Origin of the sequence: Thiobacter sp. AK1 (genome assembly GCF_039822265.1) — a bacterium.
Lineage (GTDB): Bacteria > Pseudomonadota > Gammaproteobacteria > Burkholderiales > Thiobacteraceae > Thiobacter > Thiobacter aerophilum.
In genome coordinates, this window is record NZ_JBAJEX010000008.1 from 60,194 (window position 1) to 82,650 (window position 22,457).

23 protein-coding genes are annotated in these 22,457 nt (G+C 63.6%); 8 read left to right on the plus strand and 15 right to left on the minus strand.

Going from position 1 to position 22,457, the window contains the following annotated elements:
* The first annotated feature begins 41 nt into the window (after positions 1–41).
* The 5 genes from V6E02_RS10140 (at position 42) to htpG (ending at position 6,014) form a co-directional block, all read left to right on the plus strand.
* A complete protein-coding gene (locus V6E02_RS10140; protein WP_347308679.1) occupies positions 42–533 on the plus strand; it encodes a CvpA family protein in 492 nt (163 codons plus the stop codon).
* A gap of 8 nt (positions 534–541) precedes the next feature.
* Complete coding sequence (purF, locus tag V6E02_RS10145) at positions 542–2,059, plus strand: amidophosphoribosyltransferase (RefSeq protein WP_347308680.1); 1,518 nt, start codon at positions 542–544, stop codon at positions 2,057–2,059.
* A gap of 33 nt (positions 2,060–2,092) precedes the next feature.
* On the plus strand, positions 2,093–3,265 hold the full coding sequence (locus tag V6E02_RS10150) for an O-succinylhomoserine sulfhydrylase (RefSeq protein ID WP_347308681.1): 1,173 nt from the start codon (positions 2,093–2,095) through the stop codon (positions 3,263–3,265).
* The gene (locus tag V6E02_RS10155; RefSeq protein ID WP_347308682.1) at positions 3,262–3,945 is read left to right on the plus strand and encodes a hypothetical protein; all 684 of its coding nucleotides are present in this window, start codon (positions 3,262–3,264) and stop codon (positions 3,943–3,945) included. Before V6E02_RS10150 ends, V6E02_RS10155 begins: the two co-directional genes overlap by 4 nt.
* Positions 3,946–4,133: 188 nt before the next feature.
* Complete coding sequence (htpG, locus tag V6E02_RS10160) at positions 4,134–6,014, plus strand: molecular chaperone HtpG (protein ID WP_347308683.1); 1,881 nt, start codon at positions 4,134–4,136, stop codon at positions 6,012–6,014.
* 39 nt (positions 6,015–6,053) lie between these two features.
* Here the strand turns inward: htpG and V6E02_RS10165 are convergent, their stop codons facing one another.
* The 13 genes from V6E02_RS10165 to V6E02_RS10225 form a co-directional block, all read right to left on the minus strand.
* Positions 6,054–6,821: a glutaminyl-peptide cyclotransferase gene (locus V6E02_RS10165; protein ID WP_347308684.1), complete on the minus strand. Its 768-nt coding sequence runs from the start codon at positions 6,819–6,821 to the stop codon at positions 6,054–6,056.
* 45 nt (positions 6,822–6,866) lie between these two features.
* Complete coding sequence (flgL, locus tag V6E02_RS10170; protein WP_347308685.1) at positions 6,867–7,772, minus strand: flagellar hook-associated protein FlgL; 906 nt, start codon at positions 7,770–7,772, stop codon at positions 6,867–6,869.
* 12 nt (positions 7,773–7,784) lie between these two features.
* Positions 7,785–9,719 (minus strand): flagellar hook-associated protein FlgK, encoded by a 1,935-nt coding sequence (gene flgK / locus V6E02_RS10175; protein WP_347308686.1) that lies wholly within the window; start codon positions 9,717–9,719, stop codon positions 7,785–7,787.
* Positions 9,720–9,798: 79 nt separating this feature from the next.
* On the minus strand, positions 9,799–10,725 hold the full coding sequence (gene flgJ / locus V6E02_RS10180; RefSeq protein WP_347308687.1) for a flagellar assembly peptidoglycan hydrolase FlgJ: 927 nt from the start codon (positions 10,723–10,725) through the stop codon (positions 9,799–9,801).
* Entirely contained in the window at positions 10,725–11,831 is a 1,107-nt protein-coding gene (locus tag V6E02_RS10185) for a flagellar basal body P-ring protein FlgI (protein WP_347308688.1), read from the minus strand. The genes flgJ and V6E02_RS10185 overlap by 1 nt, the downstream gene beginning before the upstream one ends.
* A gap of 12 nt (positions 11,832–11,843) precedes the next feature.
* Complete coding sequence (locus tag V6E02_RS10190; protein ID WP_347308689.1) at positions 11,844–12,503, minus strand: flagellar basal body L-ring protein FlgH; 660 nt, start codon at positions 12,501–12,503, stop codon at positions 11,844–11,846.
* A gap of 11 nt (positions 12,504–12,514) precedes the next feature.
* Positions 12,515–13,297, minus strand: a complete 783-nt coding sequence (flgG, locus tag V6E02_RS10195) for a flagellar basal-body rod protein FlgG (RefSeq protein WP_347308690.1) — start codon at positions 13,295–13,297, stop codon at positions 12,515–12,517.
* A gap of 4 nt (positions 13,298–13,301) precedes the next feature.
* On the minus strand, positions 13,302–14,045 hold the full coding sequence (gene flgF / locus V6E02_RS10200) for a flagellar basal-body rod protein FlgF (protein WP_347308691.1): 744 nt from the start codon (positions 14,043–14,045) through the stop codon (positions 13,302–13,304).
* A 17-nt stretch (positions 14,046–14,062) separates the two neighbouring features.
* Positions 14,063–15,298 (minus strand): flagellar hook protein FlgE, encoded by a 1,236-nt coding sequence (flgE, locus tag V6E02_RS10205; protein WP_347308692.1) that lies wholly within the window; start codon positions 15,296–15,298, stop codon positions 14,063–14,065.
* A 25-nt stretch (positions 15,299–15,323) separates the two neighbouring features.
* The gene (locus tag V6E02_RS10210; RefSeq protein ID WP_347308693.1) at positions 15,324–15,977 is read right to left on the minus strand and encodes a flagellar hook assembly protein FlgD; all 654 of its coding nucleotides are present in this window, start codon (positions 15,975–15,977) and stop codon (positions 15,324–15,326) included.
* Between the two features lie 13 nt (positions 15,978–15,990).
* Positions 15,991–16,404: a flagellar basal body rod protein FlgC gene (gene flgC, locus V6E02_RS10215; RefSeq protein ID WP_347308694.1), complete on the minus strand. Its 414-nt coding sequence runs from the start codon at positions 16,402–16,404 to the stop codon at positions 15,991–15,993.
* A 16-nt stretch (positions 16,405–16,420) separates the two neighbouring features.
* Complete coding sequence (gene flgB, locus V6E02_RS10220; RefSeq protein WP_347308695.1) at positions 16,421–16,828, minus strand: flagellar basal body rod protein FlgB; 408 nt, start codon at positions 16,826–16,828, stop codon at positions 16,421–16,423.
* A 151-nt stretch (positions 16,829–16,979) separates the two neighbouring features.
* Complete coding sequence (locus tag V6E02_RS10225; RefSeq protein WP_347308696.1) at positions 16,980–18,776, minus strand: GGDEF domain-containing protein; 1,797 nt, start codon at positions 18,774–18,776, stop codon at positions 16,980–16,982.
* Between the two features lie 116 nt (positions 18,777–18,892).
* Between V6E02_RS10225 and flgA the strand changes: the two genes are divergently transcribed.
* From flgA to V6E02_RS10240, 3 genes are all read left to right on the plus strand, one after another.
* Positions 18,893–19,591: a flagellar basal body P-ring formation chaperone FlgA gene (flgA, locus tag V6E02_RS10230; protein ID WP_347308697.1), complete on the plus strand. Its 699-nt coding sequence runs from the start codon at positions 18,893–18,895 to the stop codon at positions 19,589–19,591.
* 228 nt (positions 19,592–19,819) lie between these two features.
* Positions 19,820–20,134 carry a flagellar biosynthesis anti-sigma factor FlgM gene (gene flgM, locus V6E02_RS10235; RefSeq protein ID WP_347308698.1) on the plus strand — a complete coding sequence of 105 codons (315 nt, stop codon included), beginning with the start codon at positions 19,820–19,822 and terminating at the stop codon, positions 20,132–20,134.
* A 65-nt stretch (positions 20,135–20,199) separates the two neighbouring features.
* A complete protein-coding gene (locus tag V6E02_RS10240; RefSeq protein ID WP_347308699.1) occupies positions 20,200–20,700 on the plus strand; it encodes a flagella synthesis protein FlgN in 501 nt (166 codons plus the stop codon).
* Positions 20,701–20,824: 124 nt separating this feature from the next.
* Here the strand turns inward: V6E02_RS10240 and motD are convergent, their stop codons facing one another.
* Complete coding sequence (gene motD, locus V6E02_RS10245; protein ID WP_347308700.1) at positions 20,825–21,643, minus strand: flagellar motor protein MotD; 819 nt, start codon at positions 21,641–21,643, stop codon at positions 20,825–20,827.
* Between the two features lie 46 nt (positions 21,644–21,689).
* Positions 21,690–22,430: a flagellar motor protein gene (locus V6E02_RS10250; RefSeq protein WP_347308701.1), complete on the minus strand. Its 741-nt coding sequence runs from the start codon at positions 22,428–22,430 to the stop codon at positions 21,690–21,692.
* Between the last annotated feature and the right edge of the window lie 27 nt (positions 22,431–22,457).

Here is a 22,457-nt window from a genome sequence, read left to right on the forward strand (position 1 = left end):
GGACGTCTGCTCCTTAGCCAGCCTGTCCGGTGAGCTGGTCTATGACGTGGTTCGATTACGCCGTGCTCTTCATCGTCGGAACATCGATGCTGCTGAGCGTGATGCGGGGCTTCCTGCGGGAAGTGATGGCGCTTTTGTCCTGGGTGGTGGCCTTCTGGATGGCGAGTCTCTATGCAGGCGAGGTGGCGCCGCTTCTGCCCAGCACCATACCCAGCGGCCAGTTGCGCATGCTCGCGGCCTGGCTGTTGGTTTTTTTCGCGGCGCTGTTCATGATGACTGTGCTTTCCATTACGGTGGGTCAGTTTCTCAAGCTCTTGGGTGTCGGCCCGCTGGACCGGCTGCTGGGCGCGCTATTCGGTTTCGCGCGCGGCATGGTGATCGTGCTGGCACTGATGGTGGTGGCGGGGCTCACCAGCCTGCCGCGCCATCCGGAATGGCGTAACGCGACCTTCAGCGCACCGTTGGAGGCGTTGGTGACGCTGCTTCGCCCCTGGCTGCCAGAAGCCATCGGCCGAGAGATCAAGTACGAGTAGGATGCACCATGTGCGGAATCATCGGGGTCGTTTCCCATTCGCCGGTCAACCAGCTGCTCTATGACGGACTGCAGCTTTTGCAGCACCGCGGCCAGGATGCGGCGGGCATCGTCACGTCCCAGGGACGCACCTTCCACATGCACAAGGGCAGCGGCTTGGCGCGCGACGTGTTCCGCACCCGCAACATGCGTGATCTGTTGGGCAATATGGGCATCGCCCACGTGCGCTATCCCACCGCGGGGAGCGCGTCGTCTTCCGCAGAAGCCCAGCCTTTCTACGTCAATTCGCCCTTTGGCGTGGTGCTCGGGCACAATGGCAATCTGACCAATACCGATGCATTGCGTCAGGAGCTGTTCCGTCAGGACCTGCGCCACGTCAACACCAACTCCGACTCGGAGGTATTGCTCAACGTACTCGCCCACGAGCTGCAGGAGAGCACGAGCCATCACCGTCTCGACGTGGCCAACATTTTCCAGGCGGTGGCGGGTGTGCACCGCCGCTGCCGGGGCGCCTATGCGGTGGTGGCCATGATCGCTGGCTACGGCATGCTGGCCTTCCGTGATCCCTATGGCATCCGCCCCCTGGTGGTGGGCAAGTTGGAGACGGAGCAGGGGCCGGAATACATGGTGGCTTCCGAGAGCGTGGCGCTCGACGCCTTGGGCTTCACCCTGCTGCGGGATGTCGAGCCGGGCGAGGCGATCTTCGTGGACGAGGCAGGCCGATTCTATAGCCAGCAATGCGCGCAACGCCCGCTGCTGAGCCCGTGCATCTTCGAGTACGTCTATTTCGCGCGCCCGGATTCGGTGATGAATGGCATTTCCGTCTATGCCAGCCGGCTGCGAATGGGAGAGCGCCTCGCGGACAAGATCCGGCGCGAGTTCTCCCATCTGGACATCGATGTGGTCATTCCCATTCCAGATACCAGCCGACCCAGTGCGCTGCAGCTTGCCAACGAGCTGGGCATTCTCTATCGGGAAGGCTTCATCAAGAACCGCTACATCGGCCGCACCTTCATCATGCCGGGGCAGGCAGTGCGCAAGAAATCCGTGCGGCAAAAGCTCAACGCGATGGCGGTGGAGTTCAAGGGCAAGAACGTCTTGCTGGTGGACGATTCCATCGTGCGCGGCACCACCAGCCGGCAAATCGTGCAGATGGCGCGGGAGGTAGGGGCGCGCAAAGTGTATTTCGCCTCGGCCGCGCCACCCGTGCGCTTTCCCAACGTCTATGGCATCGACATGCCCACCCGCGCCGAATTGCTGGCTACCGGTCGCACGGACGAGGAGATTCGTCGCGAGATCGGCGCCGACGCCTTGATCTACCAAGATCTCGATGCTCTGGTGGCGGCGGTGCGCGAAGGCCACCCCGACATTCCGCGCTTCGATACGTCCTGCTTCGACGGCGATTACATCACGGGCGACGTCACGGAAGAATATTTGGCGCGCCTGGAGGCAAGCCGCAGCGGCGTGGCGGCAGATCCCGACGGTGCCGGTACCCGGCAGCTGGATCTCAATCTGCGCACAGCTTAAGTCTGTGCTGGGGGCGCAAACGAGGAGCACACCATGAGTGATGAATACCAGCTAGACACGTTGGCGGTGCGCGCTGGCAGCCAGCGTAGCCAGTTCCACGAGCATTCCGAGGCGCTCTTCCTCACCTCGAGTTTCGTGTTCGATTCCGCCGAGCAGGCGGCCAAGCGCTTCAGCGGCGAGGAGCCCGGCAACATCTACGCCCGCTTCACCAATCCTACCGTGACCATGTTCGAGGAGCGCCTTGCCGCGCTGGAAGGAGCGCAAGCCTGTGTCGCCACCGCCTCTGGCATGTCGGCCATCCTGGCGTGCACCATGGGATTGCTTTCGGCGGGTGATCACATCGTCGCCTCGCGCGCCATCTTCGGTGCAACGGTTCAGCTATTCAGCAACATTCTCAAGCGCTTCGGCGTCGAAGTGAGCTTCGTCTCGCCCACTGACGTGGCCGAGTGGGAAAGGGCGGTCAGACCCAACACCAAACTGTTCTTCGCCGAGACGCCTTCCAACCCTCTTACCGAAGTGTGCGATATCGCCGCGCTGGCGGACATCGCCCATCGCCATGGCGCCTGGCTGGCGGTGGACAACTGTTTCTGTACACCCATCTTGCAGCGGCCGCTAAAACTGGGCGCCGACCTGGTGATCCATTCCGCGACCAAATATCTGGACGGACAGGGCCGTGTATTGGGCGGTGCGGTGCTGGGCAGCAAGGCGCTACTGGATGGGGTGTACACTTTCCTGCGCACTGCCGGACCCACCTTGTCTGCCTTCAACGCCTGGGTGTTCCTGAAGGGGCTAGAGACCCTGCGCCTGCGCATGGAGGCTCATTCCGCCAATGCCCTGGCGCTGGCGCAGTGGCTCGAGGCGCAGCCAAAGGTGGTGCGCGTGCTCTATCCCGGCCTGCCTTCCCATCCCCAGCATGCGCTCGCCATGCGCCAGCAGAAGACCGGTGGCGGCATCGTCTCCTTCGAGGTGAAAGGCGGCAAGGAGGCTGCGTGGCGCGTGATCGATTCCACCCGTCTGCTGTCCATTACCGCCAATCTGGGTGATACCAAGACCACCATCACCCATCCCGCCACGACCACGCATGGCCGGCTCACGCCGGAGCAGCGCGCGGCGGCGGGCATCAACGACGGGCTCATCCGCATTGCTGTCGGCCTGGAGGCGGTGGAGGACATCCAGGCAGACCTGGCGCGGGGGCTCGCTTTATGAGAGGGTTGGCGGCGCTGCTGCTCATGGCAGCCACCCTCGCCGCCCGTGCCGAGGGCATGGTGGAGGTGAGCTTCATGGATCAGCCGCCAGATGGTGGCGGCTATGTCACCCGTTATCTCGTCACCGACCGCTACCTGCGCATGGATTACGGCCAGGATCGCGACGACTTCCTGCTGTTCGACCGCCAGGCGAAACTTGCCTACAACGTCACCCACGATCAGCGTACCATCCTGGTGATCGAGCCAGGGCCCGTGGCCGTGGCCCGTCCCGCGCAGTGGGAAGTGAAGGAGGATCTGCTCTCCGACGAGCGTGGCCGGCGCACCTTCGACATCACGGTCAACGGGCAGCATTGCAGCCGGATCACCGCTTCACCCACCTTCCTGCCGGAAGTGGTGCAGGCCTTGGCGGAGTTCAACGCCATCATGACGGCCAGCCAGAGCGTCACTTATCAGGCCACGCCGCCCGAGCTGCGCCAGCCCTGCGATCTGGCGCGGTTCGTGTTCGACCATGGTGCTTGGCTCAAGAACGGGCTGCCATTGTACGAGGCGGATGCGGATGGCTCGGTGCGGCGGTTGTTGAGCTACGAAACCGGCTTGCCCGAGCGGCGCCTGTTGTTTGCCCTGCCCAATCAGTACCGGACGGTGCGCCTGAAGGATCTGCAGGGCGCGGCCCGCCCCTGAAGCGCCCGCCGCTTGCCAGCCCGCCCGTGGGCAAGGTGAACCCGATCATGGCGTAAAGCCAGCGGGCAGCGTCCTGCTCAGTTTGGCCCACGGTGCCGCCCGCTAGCCGTTAGAAGTGGCGGGGACTTGAAGCGGGCGCATGCCGTCCCCATTCCTCCCGCGTTTTAGCCAAAACGAGGGAGAGAAACATGACCGTGGATCCCACGCGAGAGACCCTGGGTTTCCAGGCGGAAGTAAGACAGCTGCTGCGCCTGGTCATCCATTCCTTGTACAGCAACAAGGAAATCTTCCTGCGGGAGCTCATCTCCAACGCCTCCGATGCCTGTGACAAGCTGCGCTTCGAGGCGTTGTCCGATCCCGCCCTCTACGAAGGCGATCATGATCTCAAGATTCGCGTCTTTGTGGACAAGGCGGCGCGCACGCTTACCATTTCCGACAACGGCATCGGCATGTCCCGTGCCGAGGTGATCGAGAACATCGGTACCATCGCGCGTTCGGGCACACGGGAATTCCTCGAGAAACTCACCGGCGATCAGGCCAAGGATGCGCACCTGATTGGCCAGTTCGGCGTGGGTTTTTATTCTTCTTTCATCGTCGCTGACCGCGTCACCCTGATCACGCGCCGCGCCGGTCTGGCGCCCGAGCATGGCGTGAAGTGGGAATCCACCGGTGAGGGTGAGTACACCCTGGAGAACGTGGAGAAGACCGGTCACGGCACTGACGTCATCCTGCATCTGCGGGAAGGCGAGGACGAGTTCCTGGAGCCCTGGCGTCTGCGCGCCATCATCCACAAGTATTCCGACCACATTGCGCTACCCATCCTGATGAAGAAGGAGGGCAGCGACGAAGAGGAACGGGTCAACCAAGCGAGCGCCCTGTGGGCGCGTCCCAAGAGCGAGATCACGCCGGAGCAATACGAGGCGTTTTACAAGCACGTGGCCCATGCCTTCGAGCCGCCGCTGGCCTATGTGCACAGCAAGGTGGAAGGTAAGCAGGAATACACGCTGCTGCTTTACATTCCCCAGCACGCACCCTTCGACCTGTGGGATCGGCAGCAACGCCACGGCATCAAACTCTATGTGCGGCGTGTCTTCATCATGGAGGACATGGAGAAACTCATGCCGCACTACCTGCGCTTCGTGCGTGGCGTGATCGATTCCAACGACCTGCCTCTCAATGTCTCGCGCGAGATTTTGCAACATTCGCGCGACATCGACGCCATCCGAGCCGGTGCCACGCGCAAGGTGCTGGATCTGCTAGAGGATCTGGCCGCAAACGAGAAGGAAAAATACGCCCGCTTCTGGAAAGAATTCGGCCGCGTGCTCAAGGAGGGGCTGGGTGAGGACTTTGCCAACCGCGAGCGCCTGGCGCGTCTGCTGCGTTTCACCAGCACCGCCTCCGAGGGTGATGCCCAGGACGTGTCGCTGGCCGACTACGTGGCGCGCATGAAGGAAGGACAGGACAAGATCTACTACGTCACCGCCGACAGTTACGCGGCGGCCAAGACCAGTCCACATCTGGAAGTGTTCCGCAAGAAAGGCGTGGAAGTGCTGCTGCTCTCCGATCGGGTGGACGAGTGGATGCTTTCCTATTTGCATGAGTTCGAGGGCAAGCCGCTCGCGTCCGTGGCCAAGGGCGAGCTGGATCTGGGCAAGTTGGCGGACGAAGCGGAAAAAAAGACTCACCAGGAGGACGCGGAACAGTTCAAGGACTTGGTGGCGCGCATCAAGGAGGCGCTGGGCGATGCGGTGAAAGACGTACGGGTATCGCAGCGCCTGACGGAATCTGCCGCCTGCCTGGTCACCGGCGAGCACGAGATGAGCATGAATCTGGAACGCCTGCTCAAGGCCGCGGGCCAGAACGTGCCGGGGGTGAAGCCCGTTCTCGAAATCAACGTGCACCATCCCATCGTAGCGCGACTGCGCGACGAGACGGATGCTCAGCGCTTTGCCGACTGGAGCCGCATTTTGTTCGATCAGGCGCAACTGGCCGAAGGCGGTCAGCTTGAAGACCCGGCGCGCTTCGTGCGCACGCTCAACGAGCTCATGCTCGCCCTTGCGGCGCGTTGAGGCGCGCAAGATTCGAGCTGGAAAGCCGCCGGGCTTGTTTCATGATTCCGGCCAGGCGAGCTTGAACAAAACCGGCCAGCGTTTGCCCGTGACGTAGAGCACATGCCGGCGCGGATCGTAGGCGATGCCGTTGGCCACGGCCTCGGGATCGGCGCGGGTTTCGCGGGGAACGAGTGGCGAAAGATCCAGCCAGCCACGCAGGCGGCCGGAAGCGGGGTCAATGCGCGCAATGCGCGGCTTCCCATAGACATTGGCGAGGAGCTCGCCGCTGGCCCACTCCAGTTCGTTGAGCATGGCCACCGGGGTGGTGCCGTCGCGCACGACCAGGGTGCGGCGTAGCGCGAGCGTGTCTGGCTCGAGGAAGCGCAGGCGGCTGCTGCCATCGCTGACGATGAGATGCCGGCCGTTCCAGGTAGCACCCCAGCCCTCGTAGGGATAGCTCAGGGTCCGCACGAGGGCGAGGCTCGCGGCGTCATAGACCAGCAACCGGTTTTCCTTCCAAGTGAGCTGGAAAAGCGCCCCTCCGACGCGGGCCAGGCCCTCGCCGAATAGAGTGGGCGCGAGCCAACGCACGGCCAGCACGCGACCGCTTTGCGGATCGACCCGGCGCAGGCTAGAGCCGCCATAGCCACCGGTGCTTTCATAGAGCGCGCCGGCGTGCCAGAGCAAACCCTGGGTGAACGCGTGCCGGTCGTGGGGCAGGCTTGCGAGCACCCGCGGGGAGACCACCGGTGCCTGGGCCAGGACCGGCCCGCTGCCAGCAAGAAGCCAGATGAGGATCGCGGCGCGTGAGAGTACGCTCAGCATGGGCCCAGCTTGGGCCAGGACCACAGCCGCGTCAAGCTGGGGCAATCAGCGACCGATATAGTTGAACAGAGAGAGCTGGCTGATCGATACGAAAGATTTCTGCGCTGCTTCCAGCGCAGTCTGGGTGCGGGTGAGATCGGTGATGGCCTTGGCGTAGTCGAGATCGGTGAGCTCCGACAGGGTGGTCTGGTATTGCAGCACGCTGTCGCCATGGGTGCCGTCGGTGGCATCCAATTCACGCAGGCGCGCGCCCACCGAGGCCCGCACGCGCAGCACGTTGTTGAGGGCATTGTCCAGGCTAGACAGGGCAGCGCTCAACTGAGCGCCGGTGATGCTGCCGGTATCGAGCTGGTTGATCAGGGTGTCCAGGGTGGCGAACACATCCTGCCCGGCCACGCCTGGTCGGAACACGTCTTGCCCGGTATCGTTGATGGCGATGCGGCGCGACGCGGCGATCTGCACACTGCGTATCCCCTGGTCGCCGGCATAGACGCCGGCACCGCTCGTCTGGGTGAATGGGCGCACCTGGCTCTGGTAGCCCGCGAACAGATACTGGCCTTGACCGTCCTGGCTGTTGGCCAGCCCCAGCAGTTCCTGATAGCGGCCTTTGAGCTCGGCGGCGAGCGCCCGGAGATTGGCGGGCGAGAGGGTGGGATTGCCTGAGTTGATGGCGGTGACTTTGGCGTCTTGGATGACCCGCGCGATCTGCCCCAGCACGGTGTCTTCCAGAGAGAGGGCCTGATGGGCGCGGGTGATGTTCGCCTGGTATTGCTGAGTGACGCTCAGGGACTGAGCGATTTCCAGAGTCTGGGCGCTGGCGACGGGATCGTCGCTGGGGGCGAGCAGGCGCCGTCCGGCGGCCAGCTGCTGCTGGAACTTCACGAGCTCCGAAGTGCGGTTCTGGATGGCGGAGACACCCAGCTCATAGATCATGGGGCTGCTGATGCGCATGGTCGACTCCCGTCAACGCAATCCGAGGATGGTATCGAACAGGATGTTACCGGTCTGGACGACCTTGGCTGCGGCCTGGTAGGCCTGCTGGTAGCGCAGGAGATTGGCCGCTTCCTCGTCCAGGTTCACGCCCGACACCTCTTGCTGGGCCTGTTTGGTCTGGGTGAGCAGCGCCGCCTGGGCCTTGGCGTTGATCTGCACCTCCTGGGAGCGGCTACCCACCGCGCTCACCATCTGACTGTAGGCACCCTGGTAGGTGGTGGTGTTGCCGGCCAGGAGATTGCGGATCTGCAAGGCGGCGAGTTCCAACGCATTGCGGCCATCGCCGATGCCACCGGTGTTGGGCCCGATGGTGAAGGTATCGCCTGCCGCCGGCACGCCGCTGATCTGAACCGTCCAGCCATTGAAGCTGATGGCGCCGCCGGAGGTGTAGCTAAGCCCGGTGGGATTGCCGGTGCCCACGCCACTCACGTCGAAAGTGGTGGGGCTGGTGAAGGTGATGGTCACAGGCGCTAGCAGGTTAGGATTCAAAGGCGGCTGACTGGTCGCATCCACCGTGCCCGGCGTGATGGTGGCGCTGCCGGTGTTGCTCACGGCAGCGCTGGCGCGGATGGGGGCCCCCGCGGCGATGCGGTTGACGTCGTCGATGGCAAGCGAGATATCGCGCGCGCCGTAGCGGCTGGGCAGCACTAGGAAGCTGTCGCCATCGGTCGGGCTGCCCGTCATGGAGAGGGTGAGCCCCGGAATGGCGGTGGCCAGCGAGCCGGCAGCCACCGTGTTGGTGGTGTGGTTGACCAGGTCTTCCACCACGTAGCTGTTGCTGCCGGCTTGATAGGTGAGGCGGTAGCTGCCGGTGGTGAGGGCTGCTGCGCCGGCATTGCTGGTGACCAGGCTGGCCGAGAGCACGCCTGTGCCGGTGTTGGCGTCACTGGCTTTCACCGTGGGCGTGGTGCTGGCCAGCTTGAAGAAATCCCCTCCGAGCGCACCCAGCAGGTCCTGTCCCAGGCGGTGCTGGTTGTTGAAGGTTTCGGCAAGGGTTACCGCCACGCGCCCTAGACCGTTTTGGGCCGCATCCAGCGCCTCACGCCGGAAGGCGAGCAGCCCCCCCAGCTTGCCGCCGGTGAGATCGAGCTGGTTCAAGGCGATCTGCCCCCCGCCACCAGTTTGAAGCACCACGTCGAGATTGTCCGGGTCGAGGGTGGAGCGCACCGCCGCGAGCCGGAAGGGCACATGGCCCACCACCAGGGCCTGACCGTTACCGATGAAGACGTTGAAGGTGCCATCGTCCTGCTTCACCACGGTGGCGCGTACCCGCTCGTTGAGCTCGGCGATGAGTTGGTCGCGTTGATCCAGCAGATCGTTAGGCGGCTGGCGGTTGGTGTTCTGGGCGAGCACGATTTTTTCGTTGAGTTGGGCGATTTGAGCGGCATAGGCATTGATCTCGGCGGTCACCCCCTGAAGCTGGGTATCGACCCCTTCGCGTATGCCCTGGATGCGTTGGTCCATGGCGTTGAAGCGCGCCACCAAGGCCTGGGCGCTGGAGATCAGCAACTGCCGCGCCGGCACCGAGGCGGGGTCGTTGGCCACCGTCTGCACGCCGGTAAAGAATTGCTGCAGGGCAGGCGATAGGCCCGAGTTGGGATCACCCAGCAGGTTGTCCAACTGGCGCACCTGGAACGAATAAGTCTCGAAGAAGGCGCTTTGTGCCGTGGTGGCCAGCACCTGGTTGTCGAGGAACTCGTTGTAGATGCGCTTGACCGTATCCACCTTCGCCCCTTGGCCGAGCCAGCCGGCACCGGTACCGAAGGGCAAGAGCGTCGATTGGCGGATTTCCTGACGGTGGAAACCCGGCGTGTTGACATTGGCGATGTTGTGCTGCGTGGTGACCAGCCCATACTGGGCCACGTTGAGGGCGCGCACGCCGATGTCGATGATGCTGCTGGTCATGAGTCTGCTCCTGCCGGCGTGGGAAGGCTATCCAGGCCGGCTCGTTTGCTATTAACGGCGGTGTGATGGTTTTCTTGACTCACGCCGCCATCGCCTCCCGGAAGGTCGCGCTGGCCATCACCCGTGTCAGTTTCGCCGCGTAGGCGGGGTCCGTGGCATAACCTGCTTGCTGCAGGGCCTGAGCGAAGGCCGTGAAATCGGTGACCTGTCGTGCGGCCCGGAAGCGCTCGGACCGCCCGAGCAGGCGCGCATAGTCGGCGAAGGCCTCCCCATAGGAGTCGTAGGCCCGGAAGCGCGCCAGCTTGCTTTGCGCCTTGCCGTTCACGTACTCCGTGGTGGGGATGTCCACCGTGGCACCACGCCATTCGCTGCCGGCCTTGATACCAAACAGGTTGTGGCTGGGGCGACCGTCCGGTAGGCGAATCTCCCGCGCGCCCCAGCCGGATTCCAGGGCCGCTTGGGCTACCAGGAAGGCAGGCGGCACCCCCAGCGCGCGGGCCGCTGCCACTGCGTGATCCCACACCGCTGAGACGAAGGCCTTGGGGCCTGGCGTCGTGGTGGGCGCCACCGGCATCCCTGCTAGAGGCATCATGTCGCTGCCGGGCATACGGGTCTTGAGGGGAAGGGCGGATGGCGTGCGCTCAAGATCAATGGGCTTGGTCTTGCGCGCTAGAGGCAGAGGTGTGCGGTCCTGACTCCCGTTTGCGCTGGGCGCGCCTTGCACCTGGGCGAGTAGCATGTCGGCGATACCCATGCCGCGGCCCGAAGTCGCCAGGCTATGGGCAAGCTGCTGGTCGGCCAACTCGCGATAGAGGCGGGTGGTGTCGCTATCGAACGGTCCGCCCTGGGGCGCGGTGGCACGCATGCTTTTCAGCAGGATGCCCAAAAACAAACCTTCGAATTCCCGTGCCACCGCCGCCAGCGAGCCCGGGCCATCGGCCTTGGCCGCATGGTGCAAACCGGCCAGGGTGCGGGGATCCAGGGCGAGCGCGGCCGCGCCGGACATCAGATGATCTCCAGCTCCGCGCGCAGCGCTCCCGCAGCCTTCATGGCCTGTAGAATGGCCAGCAAATCCTGCGGCGTGGCGCCGACGGCATTGAGGGCTTTCACCACTTCCGCCAGATTCACGCTGGTGGGAATGGTGATAAGGTTGCCTTTCTCGGGCTTGATTTCGATCTGCGCCTGCTGGGTTACTACGGTCTGACCACCGGACAGGGGTCCCGGCTGGCTCACCCTGGGCTCGTTGGTGATGGTTACCGACAGGTTGCCGTGGGCCACCGCGCAGGTATCCACTTGCACTGCCTGGTTCATCACCACCGAGCCGGTGCGCGCATTGAGCACGACCTTGGCCGGCGCGTCGCCTGCGATCACGTTGAGGTTTTCCACCTGTGCGAGAAACGCCACCCTTGCGCTGGGATCACGCGGCGCGCGCACTTGCACCATGCGGCCGTCCAGCGCCACCGCGGTGCCCGCTCCGAAGGCGTTGTTGATCGACTGCACGACCCGGTTGGCGGTGGTGAAGTCGGTGGAATGCAGCTCGAGCTGAACCGTATCACCCTGGGTCAAGGGGCTGGCCACCGACCGCTCCACGGTGGCACCGGCGGGAATGCGGCCCGCGCTCAAATGGTTAACCGTCACGCTGGAGCCTGCCGCGGCCGCACCTGCGCCGGCGATGACCACATTGCCTTGGGCGATGGCATAGACTTGGCCATCCGCGCCCTTGAGGGGCGTCATGAGCAGGGTGCCACCCCGCAGACTCTTGGCGTTGCCCAAGGAAGACACGGTGACGTCGATGGTCTGGCCCGGTTTGGCAAACGGGGGGAGGCTTGCGGTGACCATCACGGCTGCCACGTTCTTGAGTTGCAGCCCGGTGGCTGCGGCAGGCGGCAGGTTCACACCCAGTTGAGTGAGCATGTTGGCAATGCTTTGCACCGTGAACGGTGTTTGGGTGGTTTGGTCGCCGCTACCATCCAGGCCCACCACCAAGCCATAGCCAATGAGCTGGTTGCTGCGTACACCCTGTACCATGGCCAGGTCCTTGATGCGCTCGGCAGCGACCGGGCCGCTTAAGCAGGCGGCGAAGCACAGCAGGTAAAGCCAGCGCGCTTTCATGTCGTCTCCTCGTCAGAAGGGCAGGAAAGTGAGGAAGAAGCGGGCGAGCCAGCCCATGATCTGAGCCTCGTCCACATAGCCGTTGCCCCGGTATTCGATGCGGGCGTCCGCGACTTGGGTGGAAGATACCGTGTTGCCAAACCCGATGGTGGTGGGATCCACCACGCCGGAGAAGCGAATGTATTCCGTGCCCTGGTTGATGCCCAACTGCTTCTCGCCGGACACCAGCAGATTCCCATTGGGTAGCACTTCGATCACCGTCACTGTAATGGTGCCGGTGAAGGTGTCGCTGCTGTTGCTTTCACCCTTGCCTTCGAACTTGTGGTTGCCGGAGGTGGACAGTTCCATGCCTTGGAAGGACTTGCCCGGCAGTCCGAGGATGGTAGGCACGGTCACGGTATTGCTGCTCTGGCGGGAGGCAGCACTGTTGCCCTTCTTGGTGGCGGCGGTCTTCTCGTTGATCTGGATGGTGAGGATGTCCCCCACGTTGCGCGCACGCTTCATCTCGAACAGGGTAAGCGGCGCATTGGCGTGATAGATGGCACCGTCGGCAGGCGCTGCCACTGGTGGGGGCGCCGGCCGTGCCGTCATCGGTTGATGCACGTTGGTGGGCGGCACGGTGGCGCAGGCCGTGAGCAGCAGCGCGGCGAAGGACACGATTAGGCGTGCCATGTGGGCCTCCGTTACAGCTGGGCCAGACGTTGGAGCATCTGGTCGGATGCGCTGATCGCGCGGGAGTTGAGCTCGAAGGCGCGCTGAGCCTCGATCATCTTCACCAGTTCCTCGGAGACATTCACGTTGGAGGTCTCCAGGTAGCCCTGGTTGAGCACACCCAGCCCATTGGTGCCCGGCGTATTGGTAGAGGGCGCGCCGGAGGCGGCGGTTTCCAGATAAAGGTTTTCGCCCATGCTCTGCAGGCCCGCGGGATTGATGAAGCTCGCCAGTTGCAATTGCCCCACCTGCACCGGGGTGGGGTTGCCCGCCTGCTGTACCGAGATGATCCCGTCCGGACTCACGGTGATGCTCAAGGTGTTGGCGGGAATGGTGATGGCGGGCGCCACCGTGTAGCCACTGGCAGTGACCACCTGGCCTTGGCTGTTGATCTGGAACGAGCCATCACGGGTGTAGGCGGTGGTGCCATCGGGCAGGGTGATCTGAAAGAAGCCATTGCCATTGATGGCCAGATCCAGAGGGTTGCCGGTCTGGGTGAGATTGCCTTGGGTGAAGATGCGTTCGGTAGCGATGGGCCGCACACCCGTGCCCAGCTGCAGACCCGATGGAATCTCGGACTGCTGGGACGATTTCGCGCCTGGCTGGCGCAGCGTCTGGTAGAGCAGATCCTCGAACACTGCACGGCTGCGTTTGAAGCCCGTGGTGCTCACGTTGGCCAAATTGTTGGCCACCACGTCGATGTTCATCTGCTGGGCATCCAGTCCGGTCTTGGCAATCCACAGGGAGCGAATCATGGTGTCATCCGTTCAGGTTGAGAAGGGCGGCGGCCTTGGCGGCATTTTGTTCGGCGTTCTGGATCAGCTTCATCTGCAGGTCGAACTGGCGCTGCAGGGAGATCAGATTCACCAGCACTTCCGCCGGATTTACGTTGCTGGTCTCCAACGCGCCGGTGTGTAGCACCACGCCATCGTCGGCGGGTGCGCGCCCTCCGTTGGCGAGCCGGAACAGACCGTCCTCGCCGCGCACGAGCTCTGTTTCGGGCGGGTTCACCAGCTTGATGCGGCCCACTTCCGTGATCTGGTTTTTCTGGTTGGTGCCAGGCACGGTGGACAGCGTGCCATCCTTGGCGATGGTGAGCTCGGTATCTGGCGGCACTGTGATCGGGCCTGCATCCGACAGCACATTGAAACCATCGCGTGTCTGCAGCACGCCATTGGCATTGAGCTTTAGGCTGCCATTGCGGGTGTAGGCCTCGCTGCCATCGGGCGCCTGCACCGCAATCCAGCCGCGACCATGGATGGCCACATCCAAGGGGCGGCCGGTGGTATGCACTACGCCTGGCCGGAAATCCGTGCCCACCGTCGCATCCACGGCATAGGTGCGCGTGGGCAGCAGTGCGCCGACTACCGGTACGGCGCGGAAACTGTCGAGCTGGGCGCGGAAGCCGCTGGTATTGAGATTGGCCAGGTTGTGGCTGTTGGTGGCCTGCTGCGCCAGCACGTTGCGGGCGCCGGTCATGGCGACGTAAATGAGACGGTCCATGGCAGGGGTCCCAATCCTTAACGCAGGTTCACCAGGGTTTGCAACACCGCGTCCTGGGTCTTGATGGTCTGGGCATTGGCCTGATACACCCGCTGGGCGGTGATCATGTTCACCAGCTCCGCCGTGAGATCCACCGTGGAATCCTCGGTGGCAGAAGACTGGAGCACACCCAGCGCGCCACTGCCCGGGGCACCCACCAGGGGCTGGCCGGACGTCGCCGTCTCGGCGAACAAGGTGTTGCCCAACGGCTGCAGGCCCTGTGGGTTGGTGAAATTGGCCAGCACGATCTGGCCCTGCGCTTTGTTCTGGCCGTTGGAATAGCGAGCCTGGATGATGCCATTGTCGTCGATGGCAAAACCCGTCAGCCGGCCCGAGGTATAGCCGTCCTGGGTAATGGCGTTCACCGAGAAGGGGCTACCGAACTGGGTGGAGCCGGTGAAATCCAGTTGGAAAGAAAGCGCGGCAGCGCCCGTTCCCAGATCGATCGCCGGGACATTGGCGGTGACCACCGCGCCGCTCGTCAGCACGCCGGAGGTGTTGTAGCCCAGCGTGGTGATGGGGCTGCCCCCGTTCTGCAACGTGGTGGTGCCAGAGGGGTTGGTCAGGCTGCTATAGACGGCCCAGGTGTTGCCCGCGGTCTTGCGAAAGTAGAACGTGTAGGTCTGGGCATTCCCCAAGCTATCGTACACCGTCATAGATGTGGAGCTGTTGTAGGTGATGGGGTCGAGGTAGTTGAAGGCCGCCGTGGGCGTGGTCTGGCGTGAATCGAGGTTGACCAGCACGTTGGCCTTGGCAGTGGGCGAGGGCGCGATGTCTGCCTGAGAGAGCTGCAGGTTCACCAGCGCGCCCGGCAGGATCTGGCCATTGGCATTGGCGGCGTAGCCGGTGAGATTCTCGCCGGCGGCAGTGACGATGTAGCCGTCCTTGTTTAGTTGGAACTGCCCGTTGCGGGTGTAGAAGATGGTTCCCTGCTGGTCGACGCGGAAGAAGCCTTTGCCGTTGATGGCGATGTCCAGGGGATTGTTGGTGACGCTGATGTTGCCCTGGGTGAACTGGGTGGCGATGGTGGCCACCTTGGTGCCGATGCCTGCGGCCAGGCCCGTCGCGCCCGCGAGGGAAGCGGCATAGACATCGGCGAACTGCGCCTGGGAAGCTTTGAAGCCCACGGTGGAGGAGTTGGCCACGTTGTTGCCAATCACGTCGAGATTCTTGGCGGCGGCATTGAGACCGGATAGACCCTGCTGGAAGCTCATTGCATTCTCCTTTCGCTGGCTGGCCTTACATGACCTGTTTGATCTGGGACAGCGTCACTGCGCCCAGATCGAGAAGATTCAGTTCCACCTGCCCGCGGTTCAGGCTCACGCTGGCCACGGTGCCATGGGACAGCGGCGTGACTGTTACGACCTGGCCATTGGCACGTGCCTTAACCTCGAAGCGATAGGTGCCGCTGGCGGCGGGTTGCCCGTCATCGCGCACACCATCCCACTGAAACACGTTCACGCCGGCTGGCTGCGCGCCCAGGTTGGCGCTATGGACCAACTGACCGGCGGCGTCCTTGATCACCACCAGCACCTGATCGGCGGGGGCCGAAAGCTCGAAGCCTGCCAGCCCCACACCATCGCGCAGCAACAGCGTGCTCCCCTCGGTGAGCACGCCGCGGCCGATCATGCCGGCGGCTTGCAGGGACTGCGCCTGAGTGAGCGCACCCGCGATGCTTTGCACCAGGTCCGCCAGCTTGTTGATGCCGGTGACGGTGGAAAGTTGTGCCATCTGGCTCGTCACCTGGGCGTTGTCCAAGGGGTTCAAGGGGTCTTGGTTCTTCATCTGCGCCACTAGCAGCTTGAGAAAGCGATCTTCGCTGGCGGCCACGGCATCGGCTGAGCGCGCAGTCTGGCTGCTGCTGGCGGTGACGGGGGAGACGGCGGTGGTCATGGCAGGCGTCCTTTCACTGACCCAGGGTCAGCAGCTTGAGCATCATGGCTTTGGTGGTGTTCATCACATCCACGTTGTTTTGGTACGAGCGAGAGGCGGAGATCATGTTCACCATCTCGTCCACCACGTTCACATTGGGGTAGGTGACGTAACCGTCCTTGTCCGCTGCGGGATGGCGCGGGTCATACACGCGACGCAGGGGGGAAGGATCGTCCACCACCTCGCGCACCGCCACGCCTAATCCGGCCTGCACGCTGCCCCCACTCATGGGAATGGCTTCAAATACGACCTGTTTGGCGCGGTAGGGGCCGCCGTTGACGCTGGTGGCGCTCTCGGCGTTGGCCAGATTGCTGGCCACCACGTTCAGGCGCTGAGACTGGGCGGTCAGCGCGCTGGCGGCAATGTGGAACACGTTGAACAGGGACATGATGGGTCCTCCTGGGTTACTGGGTGCGCAGCGCCGCTTTCATGTGCTGGATCTGAGTGTTGAGCACGCGCACGATGGCTTCATAGCGCAGTGCGTTCTCGGCGAACTGGGCGCGCTCCCGGTCCATGTCCACGGTGTTGCCGTCGATATTGCCTTGGACGTCACTGCGGTAGCGCACCTGGGCGCCCAAAGGGTTGGCGCTGTTGCCAGGTAGATGGCGCGGATGTGTAGTGACCAGGCTGCCGGCTGCAGCACCGCCGTCTATGACCCGCTTCAACTCCGCCGCGAAGTCGATGTCCATGGCCTTGTAGTGGGGTGTGTCGGCGTTGGCGATATTGGAGGCCAAAAGCTGCTGTCGGAAGCTCGCGAGCTTCAGTGCCGCGGCGTGGCCTTCGAACAGACGATCCAGTTTGTCCACCATCATCGCACCTTTCCTGATCTGCCGAGGCGTGACTAGCAGCAAGCGTGCCAACGCTCGGACGCGGCCAAAACCCCAGAGGAAGAGGTGGTTGCAGCAGGCCACCGGCAACACCTGCCGGCAGCTTGGTGGGTGCTAAGCGGCAAACTTTGCCGCTTCAGCCGGCAGAACTTTGCAGCGGTTTGGCGAGAAAGACGCGATTGCGGCCGGCCTGTTTGGCGCGGTAGAGGGCTTCGTCGGCGCGCGCGATCATGGATTCTGCGCTTTCACGCCCTTCCCGCTGGGCCACGCCGGCGCTGAAGGTGATGAGGATGCGCTGGTTGTCGTGGAGGAAGAAATGCTTGGTGAGGTTGCGCTGTAGGCGGGTCATGATCTTGACTGCGTCTTCTGCCGTGGTGTCCGGCAGGATGATGACGAATTCCTCGCCGCCATAGCGCGCGACCACATCGGTGGGACGCAGGATGTCCTTCACTACCTTGGCCAGGTGGACGAGCGCCTGGTCGCCCGCCTCGTGGCCATAGGTGTCGTTCAAGCGCTTGAAGTGGTCCACGTCCAATAGGGCGATGGAAACGGGTAAGCCGTGCCGCTCGGCACGGGCGAATTCCCGCTCGAAGGCATCCTCCAAGCCACGCCGGTTGAGCGTGCCGGTGAGATAGTCCTGGTACACCAGTTCCGAGATCTCGCCTAGCTCCGCTTCGAGTTGTTTGATGCGTGCCTCGGCCGCTTCCACTTGTTGCCGGGCGGCGACCAATTCGTCGTGGGAGCGCACCATGTCCAGATGCATGCTGCGCGTGTCGGCCAGGATGTCTTGCAGGATCTGGTTCAGGGTAGGCAGGTCCTCGGTGCCACTGAGGATTTCCGTGTAACGCTCGATTTTCTTGCGATAACCACCAGTGCTCTCCGACATTTCAGTGATGCGCTCGATGAATACCGTCACCAGATTCTTGAGCGTGGTCTTCGCCTCGTTCAGGCTATGTTTGAGAGTGCCCTGCTTGAAGATCACTTCCTTGAAGCGCTTTTCCGCATCGGCGATCACCCGTGCGTTAAGCGGGCGGCTGATGATGTCCTGGACCACGGTGAGCTGGCCGCGCAACCATTGATCGTCCAGCAAAAGCTCGCTGATGTTTTCGATCACTAGCCTAAGCAAACGCATCAGGCCATCCAGCACGCCCGCCTCGGCCTCGGTCTGCAGTTCCAGTTGGATCCAGAACTGACGCAGGGCTTGGGAGAGGATGGCGAAGTCCTCGGGTGTGCGGGCGTTGCGTGCCTGTTCGGCGAGACGCTCGGCTTGTGCCGCCAACCTGGGCACATGGCCGAGGCGCGGCAGCACACCCTCTCGCAGCGCCTGGGCCAAGAGCTCCGCCAGCAGGGCGGGCAGCTCTTCCACTAGCGGGACGTTAATCGGCGCGCCGCGGCGATCGATGGGAACTTCCGGGATAGGCGGGGCCAGCTTGATGTCGGAGGGGCCACTGGCCCCTTCTGCCCAGACCCGCGTGAGCGCAGCGAGCTTTTGCGCGAGGACTGTGGGATTGCGCCCGAAATTGATGAGCACCCGTTCAAGTGCTTCCTTCTTGCGCGGCGTGGTCAGACCCAACTGTTTCAAATCCCACTGGCGAATCAACTCGCGAATGATCTCCGCCCAGTTGGCTGGTGCCTCTTCCTGGGGTTTGACCAGGCTTCCCAGCGTGCTGCCGAAGGTTTCCCAGTCGCGCGCTTCCACCGCCTGGGCGAGTTGGCGCAGGCGTGGCGCCTGAGCGGGAAGCTGGCTGCCCAGGCTTTCCAGTATCCGCGCCAGATTTTCCTCCACCCCTTCCGCTGCCGCCGTTTCGGGGGCCGTGCCTGCCAGTTCGCGGTAGATGCGCTGGTAGTTTTCGGGTGTGGGAGCGATGCGCCGCGCTGCGAGTTGTTTCAATGTTTCGCGCGCGAGTTCGGTGGGGTTGCTGGCTGGGGGCATGCTGTTCGGTTTTCCTTCAAACGACGCTTGCGGGCGCCACTTGAGGCCCCTGCGGGGCGGGCGCAGCCTGCTACAATCGTACTGTGCTCGATTCGGCTCGTTCTCATTTGCGACGCATGACGCGCGCAACTTTAGCGCGCCTGCGGCGCTCAATCCAGCTTGGACTGATGCTGCTGCCGGCATTCAGCGCGCTCGCCGCGCCGGATACCCTGCGCCGTGAGGTGGAGCGGTTCGCATACCAGCAGCTTGCAGGGCAAGCGGGCGAAATCCGGGTCGAGGTCGGAAGCGTCGATCCGGGGCTTCGTCTTCCTGCCTGCCAGCGCCTGCAAGTGTTCTTGCCCCCCGGAGTGCGTCTATGGGGCAGCGTAAATGTGGGTGTGCGCTGTGCCGCCGGGGCGAACTGGACGGTTTACGTACCGGTCACCGTGCGCGTGCAGTTGCCAGTGGTGACGGCCGCCCGCCCGCTGCCCGCCGGGCGCCAGCTCACTCGCGAAGACCTGGTGGTACAGACACAGGAGGTGACCGAGTTGCCAAGTGGGCTGCTCACCGATCCTGCCCAGGCGGTGGGCCAGACCCTGAACGTAGGCTTGCTGCCGGGCTATCCCCTGCGCCAGGACATGCTACGTGCGCCGCTGGTGATCCGTCAGGGGCAGATCGTGAAGCTCATCGCCCAAGGAAGCGGCTTTAGCGTGAGTGCGGAAGGACGGGCCCTCAACAATGCCAGCGCGGGTCAGAGTGTACAGGTCCGCACCGCCTCGGGCCAGACAGTGAGCGGGGTGGCGCGCCCCGATGGGAGTGTCGAGGTCAGTTACTGAAGGGCTTGGTCGCGAACGCAGCCATGGGCTGGTGGTAAACTGAGACGTTGTGAGCTCCGGGTGTCGAGCCCGGTCCCGCCCCTGGAAGCCTTGCCTCGCGCGGCCTGCGTGGGAAGCGGCCCCATGGCGAGATTGTCATGGGGCGCGCTCAAGTTTCAGGCTTTGCCGCCGAAAACCCTGGCAAGGCGGGCTGCCTTTCCCGCTCCACTGATAGCGAAGGGAAATGCCTTGAAAATTGACAACTCCTCCAAGCCGGTGGGCAAGACCCAGGCCACCCAGGCCCCGGCGAAGAAAGCCGGGGCAGGTCGTGCCAACCGCCCAGCCACCTCGTCCGCTGCGTCGGAAAAGGTGGACATCAATCCCCTATCCTCGCAATTGCAGGCCTTGGAAAGCGAGCTCGAGCGGGTCGAGGTGGTGGACACCGCCCGCGTCGAGGCCATCAAGCGGGCCATCAGCGAGGGACGCTTCAAGGTCAATCCGGATGCGATCGCCGATCGCCTGATTGCCACCGTCAAGGAGATGGTGTTAAGCCGCAAGGGCTAGGGGAACGGCGTTTTACTCGGCGCGCCACGATTGCGCCGCCCGGAAGGTGGCGATAGGTCCACGCCATGACACAGGATTCCGCCTTGCAACATTTCGAGGCCCTGACCGCCGCGCTGCAGGCGGAGCAGATCGCTTACCAGACCCTGCACGCCTTGCTCCGTGAAGAACAGGCCGCCCTGTCAACGGGCGATGCAGACGGGCTGATGGCACTCGCCCAACGCAAATCGGCGCAGGTGGCTCATCTGGCGCAACTGGCCGAGGCGCGCAACCGCCAGTTGGTGAACCTAACGGGGCAGCCCGATCAGGCGGGCATCGCAGCCTGGTGTGATCGTTTCGATCCGGCGGACAGAAGCGGTGTGCGCAGGCTCTGGCACGCATTGCTGGAAGTCGCGCGCGCGGCGCGTGCCCTAAACGAGGAGAACGGTGCGCTGATCCAGGCGCGCCTGCAACACAACCAGCAGGCCCTGGCGGTACTGCACGGCGCCGCGCAAGATGTGGCGCACGCCTACGGCCCGGATGGGCAACCCTGTCCTGGCCCCGCGGGTCGGCCCTTGGGCAAGGCCTAGCCGTGCCTTATGCAGGATGCTGTGGTTGCCGCTTGCGGTGAACGACGGCAACGATCCCGCCTGACGTTCGCGGCCTGGCGGGAGGGCGAGAGATGAACGCGCAGAAAGCGGGGTTCCCCGCGGCTCATTTCCCGTTGCGGTTGTCTAGCACGCCCGCTATTGGAATGTCTTTCACTTTCTCCGGCGTTTCCGCGATCACAAGCAGCGTCACGCGCCGGTTGCGGGCCCGGTTCTGTTCGTCCGTGTTGGGTGCCAGCGGCCGGTTGTCGGCATAGCCCACCGCCACCAGCCGGTCGGGACTCACGCCATTGGCTTCAAACAGGCGCACCACGCTAGCGGCGCGCGCGGTGGACAGCTCCCAGTTGGAGGGGTAAAGGGCGGTGTTGATGGGGCTGTCGTCGGTATGGCCCTCCACCTGGATCTTGTTGGGCACCTGGGCGAGCAATTTCGCGACCGCCGCGAGTACCTTCACGGGTTCGCCCTGGAGGGTGGCGGAACCCGGTGGAAACAATACCGCCGCGTTGATCTCGATGGTGACGCCCCGCTGGCTTTGGGTGACGCGCACCTGGCCTTCTTTAATGAGTGGCGCCATGACCTGCAGCAAATCCTGGGCGATTCTTTTCATGTTCTCGGTCTGCTTGCGCAGGCGTGGGTCCGGCTCGCTGTCGGGTCTTTTCACCGGCGCCGCCTTGATCGGCTGGGTGCCGGTTCCTGGGGAGAGCCGGGCTTCGAATTCCACGGGGTTGATCGAGGACGGCGCATTGCGGAAGGCGTTGATGAGGGCATCCGAGAGCACCCGGTATTTGCCTTCATTGATGGAGGAGATGGCATACATCACGACGAAGAAGGCAAACAACAGGGTGATGAAGTCCGCGTAGGAGACGAGCCAGCGCTCGTGATTCTCGTGGTCTTCGTGGCGTTTGCGCCGCATGCGGGGGCTCATGATCCTCCCATTATCGGCAGCGCGCCTTAGGTCTTGAGTGCCCGTGTCAGGCCAGGTAGCCCCGTAGCTTGCGCTCGATGAGGCGGGGATTTTCGCCGTTGGCCACTGAGATGAGTCCTTCCACCAGCATGTGGCGCAGGGTGATCTCGCGGGCGATGAGGCTTTTGAGCTTGTTGGCGATGGGCAGGAACAGCAAATTGGCAGAACCCACGCCATAGACCGTAGCCACGAAGGCGACGGCGATGCCGCCGCCAAGCTTGGAGGGATCGGAAAGGTTTTCCATGACGTGGATGAGCCCCAGCACCGCACCCAGGATGCCGATGGTGGGGGCGTAACCGCCCGCGGATTCCCATACGCGCGCAGCCTGGCGCTGCTGGTCCTCGTAGGCGTCGATCTCCACCTGGAGCGTGTCGCGCAGAGTCTCCGGCTCGGCACCATCCACCAGCATCTGCAGCCCTTTCTTGGTGAAGGGATCCGTCACGTCGTCGATCAGGGGTTCCAGGGCGAGCAGGCCGCCCTTGCGCGCGGTGCTGCTCCATTGGGTGATGTTCTGTATCAAGGGCTCGGCGTTGAGAGGTGGTGGCACGAATACCCACTTCACCATGCGCATACCGCGCAGAAAAGTGGGCAAACTGCTTTGCAGCATGACTGCGCCCGCCGTGCCGCCAATGACGATGACGAAGGCCGTGATTTGCATGAGCGAGCCGACATGGCCGCCTTCCAGGATCTGGCCGCCGAGGACGGCGGCCAGGGCGAGCAGGATACCGATCAGGCTGATGAAATCCATGGGCTGCTCAGATGGTGACTGGAAAGG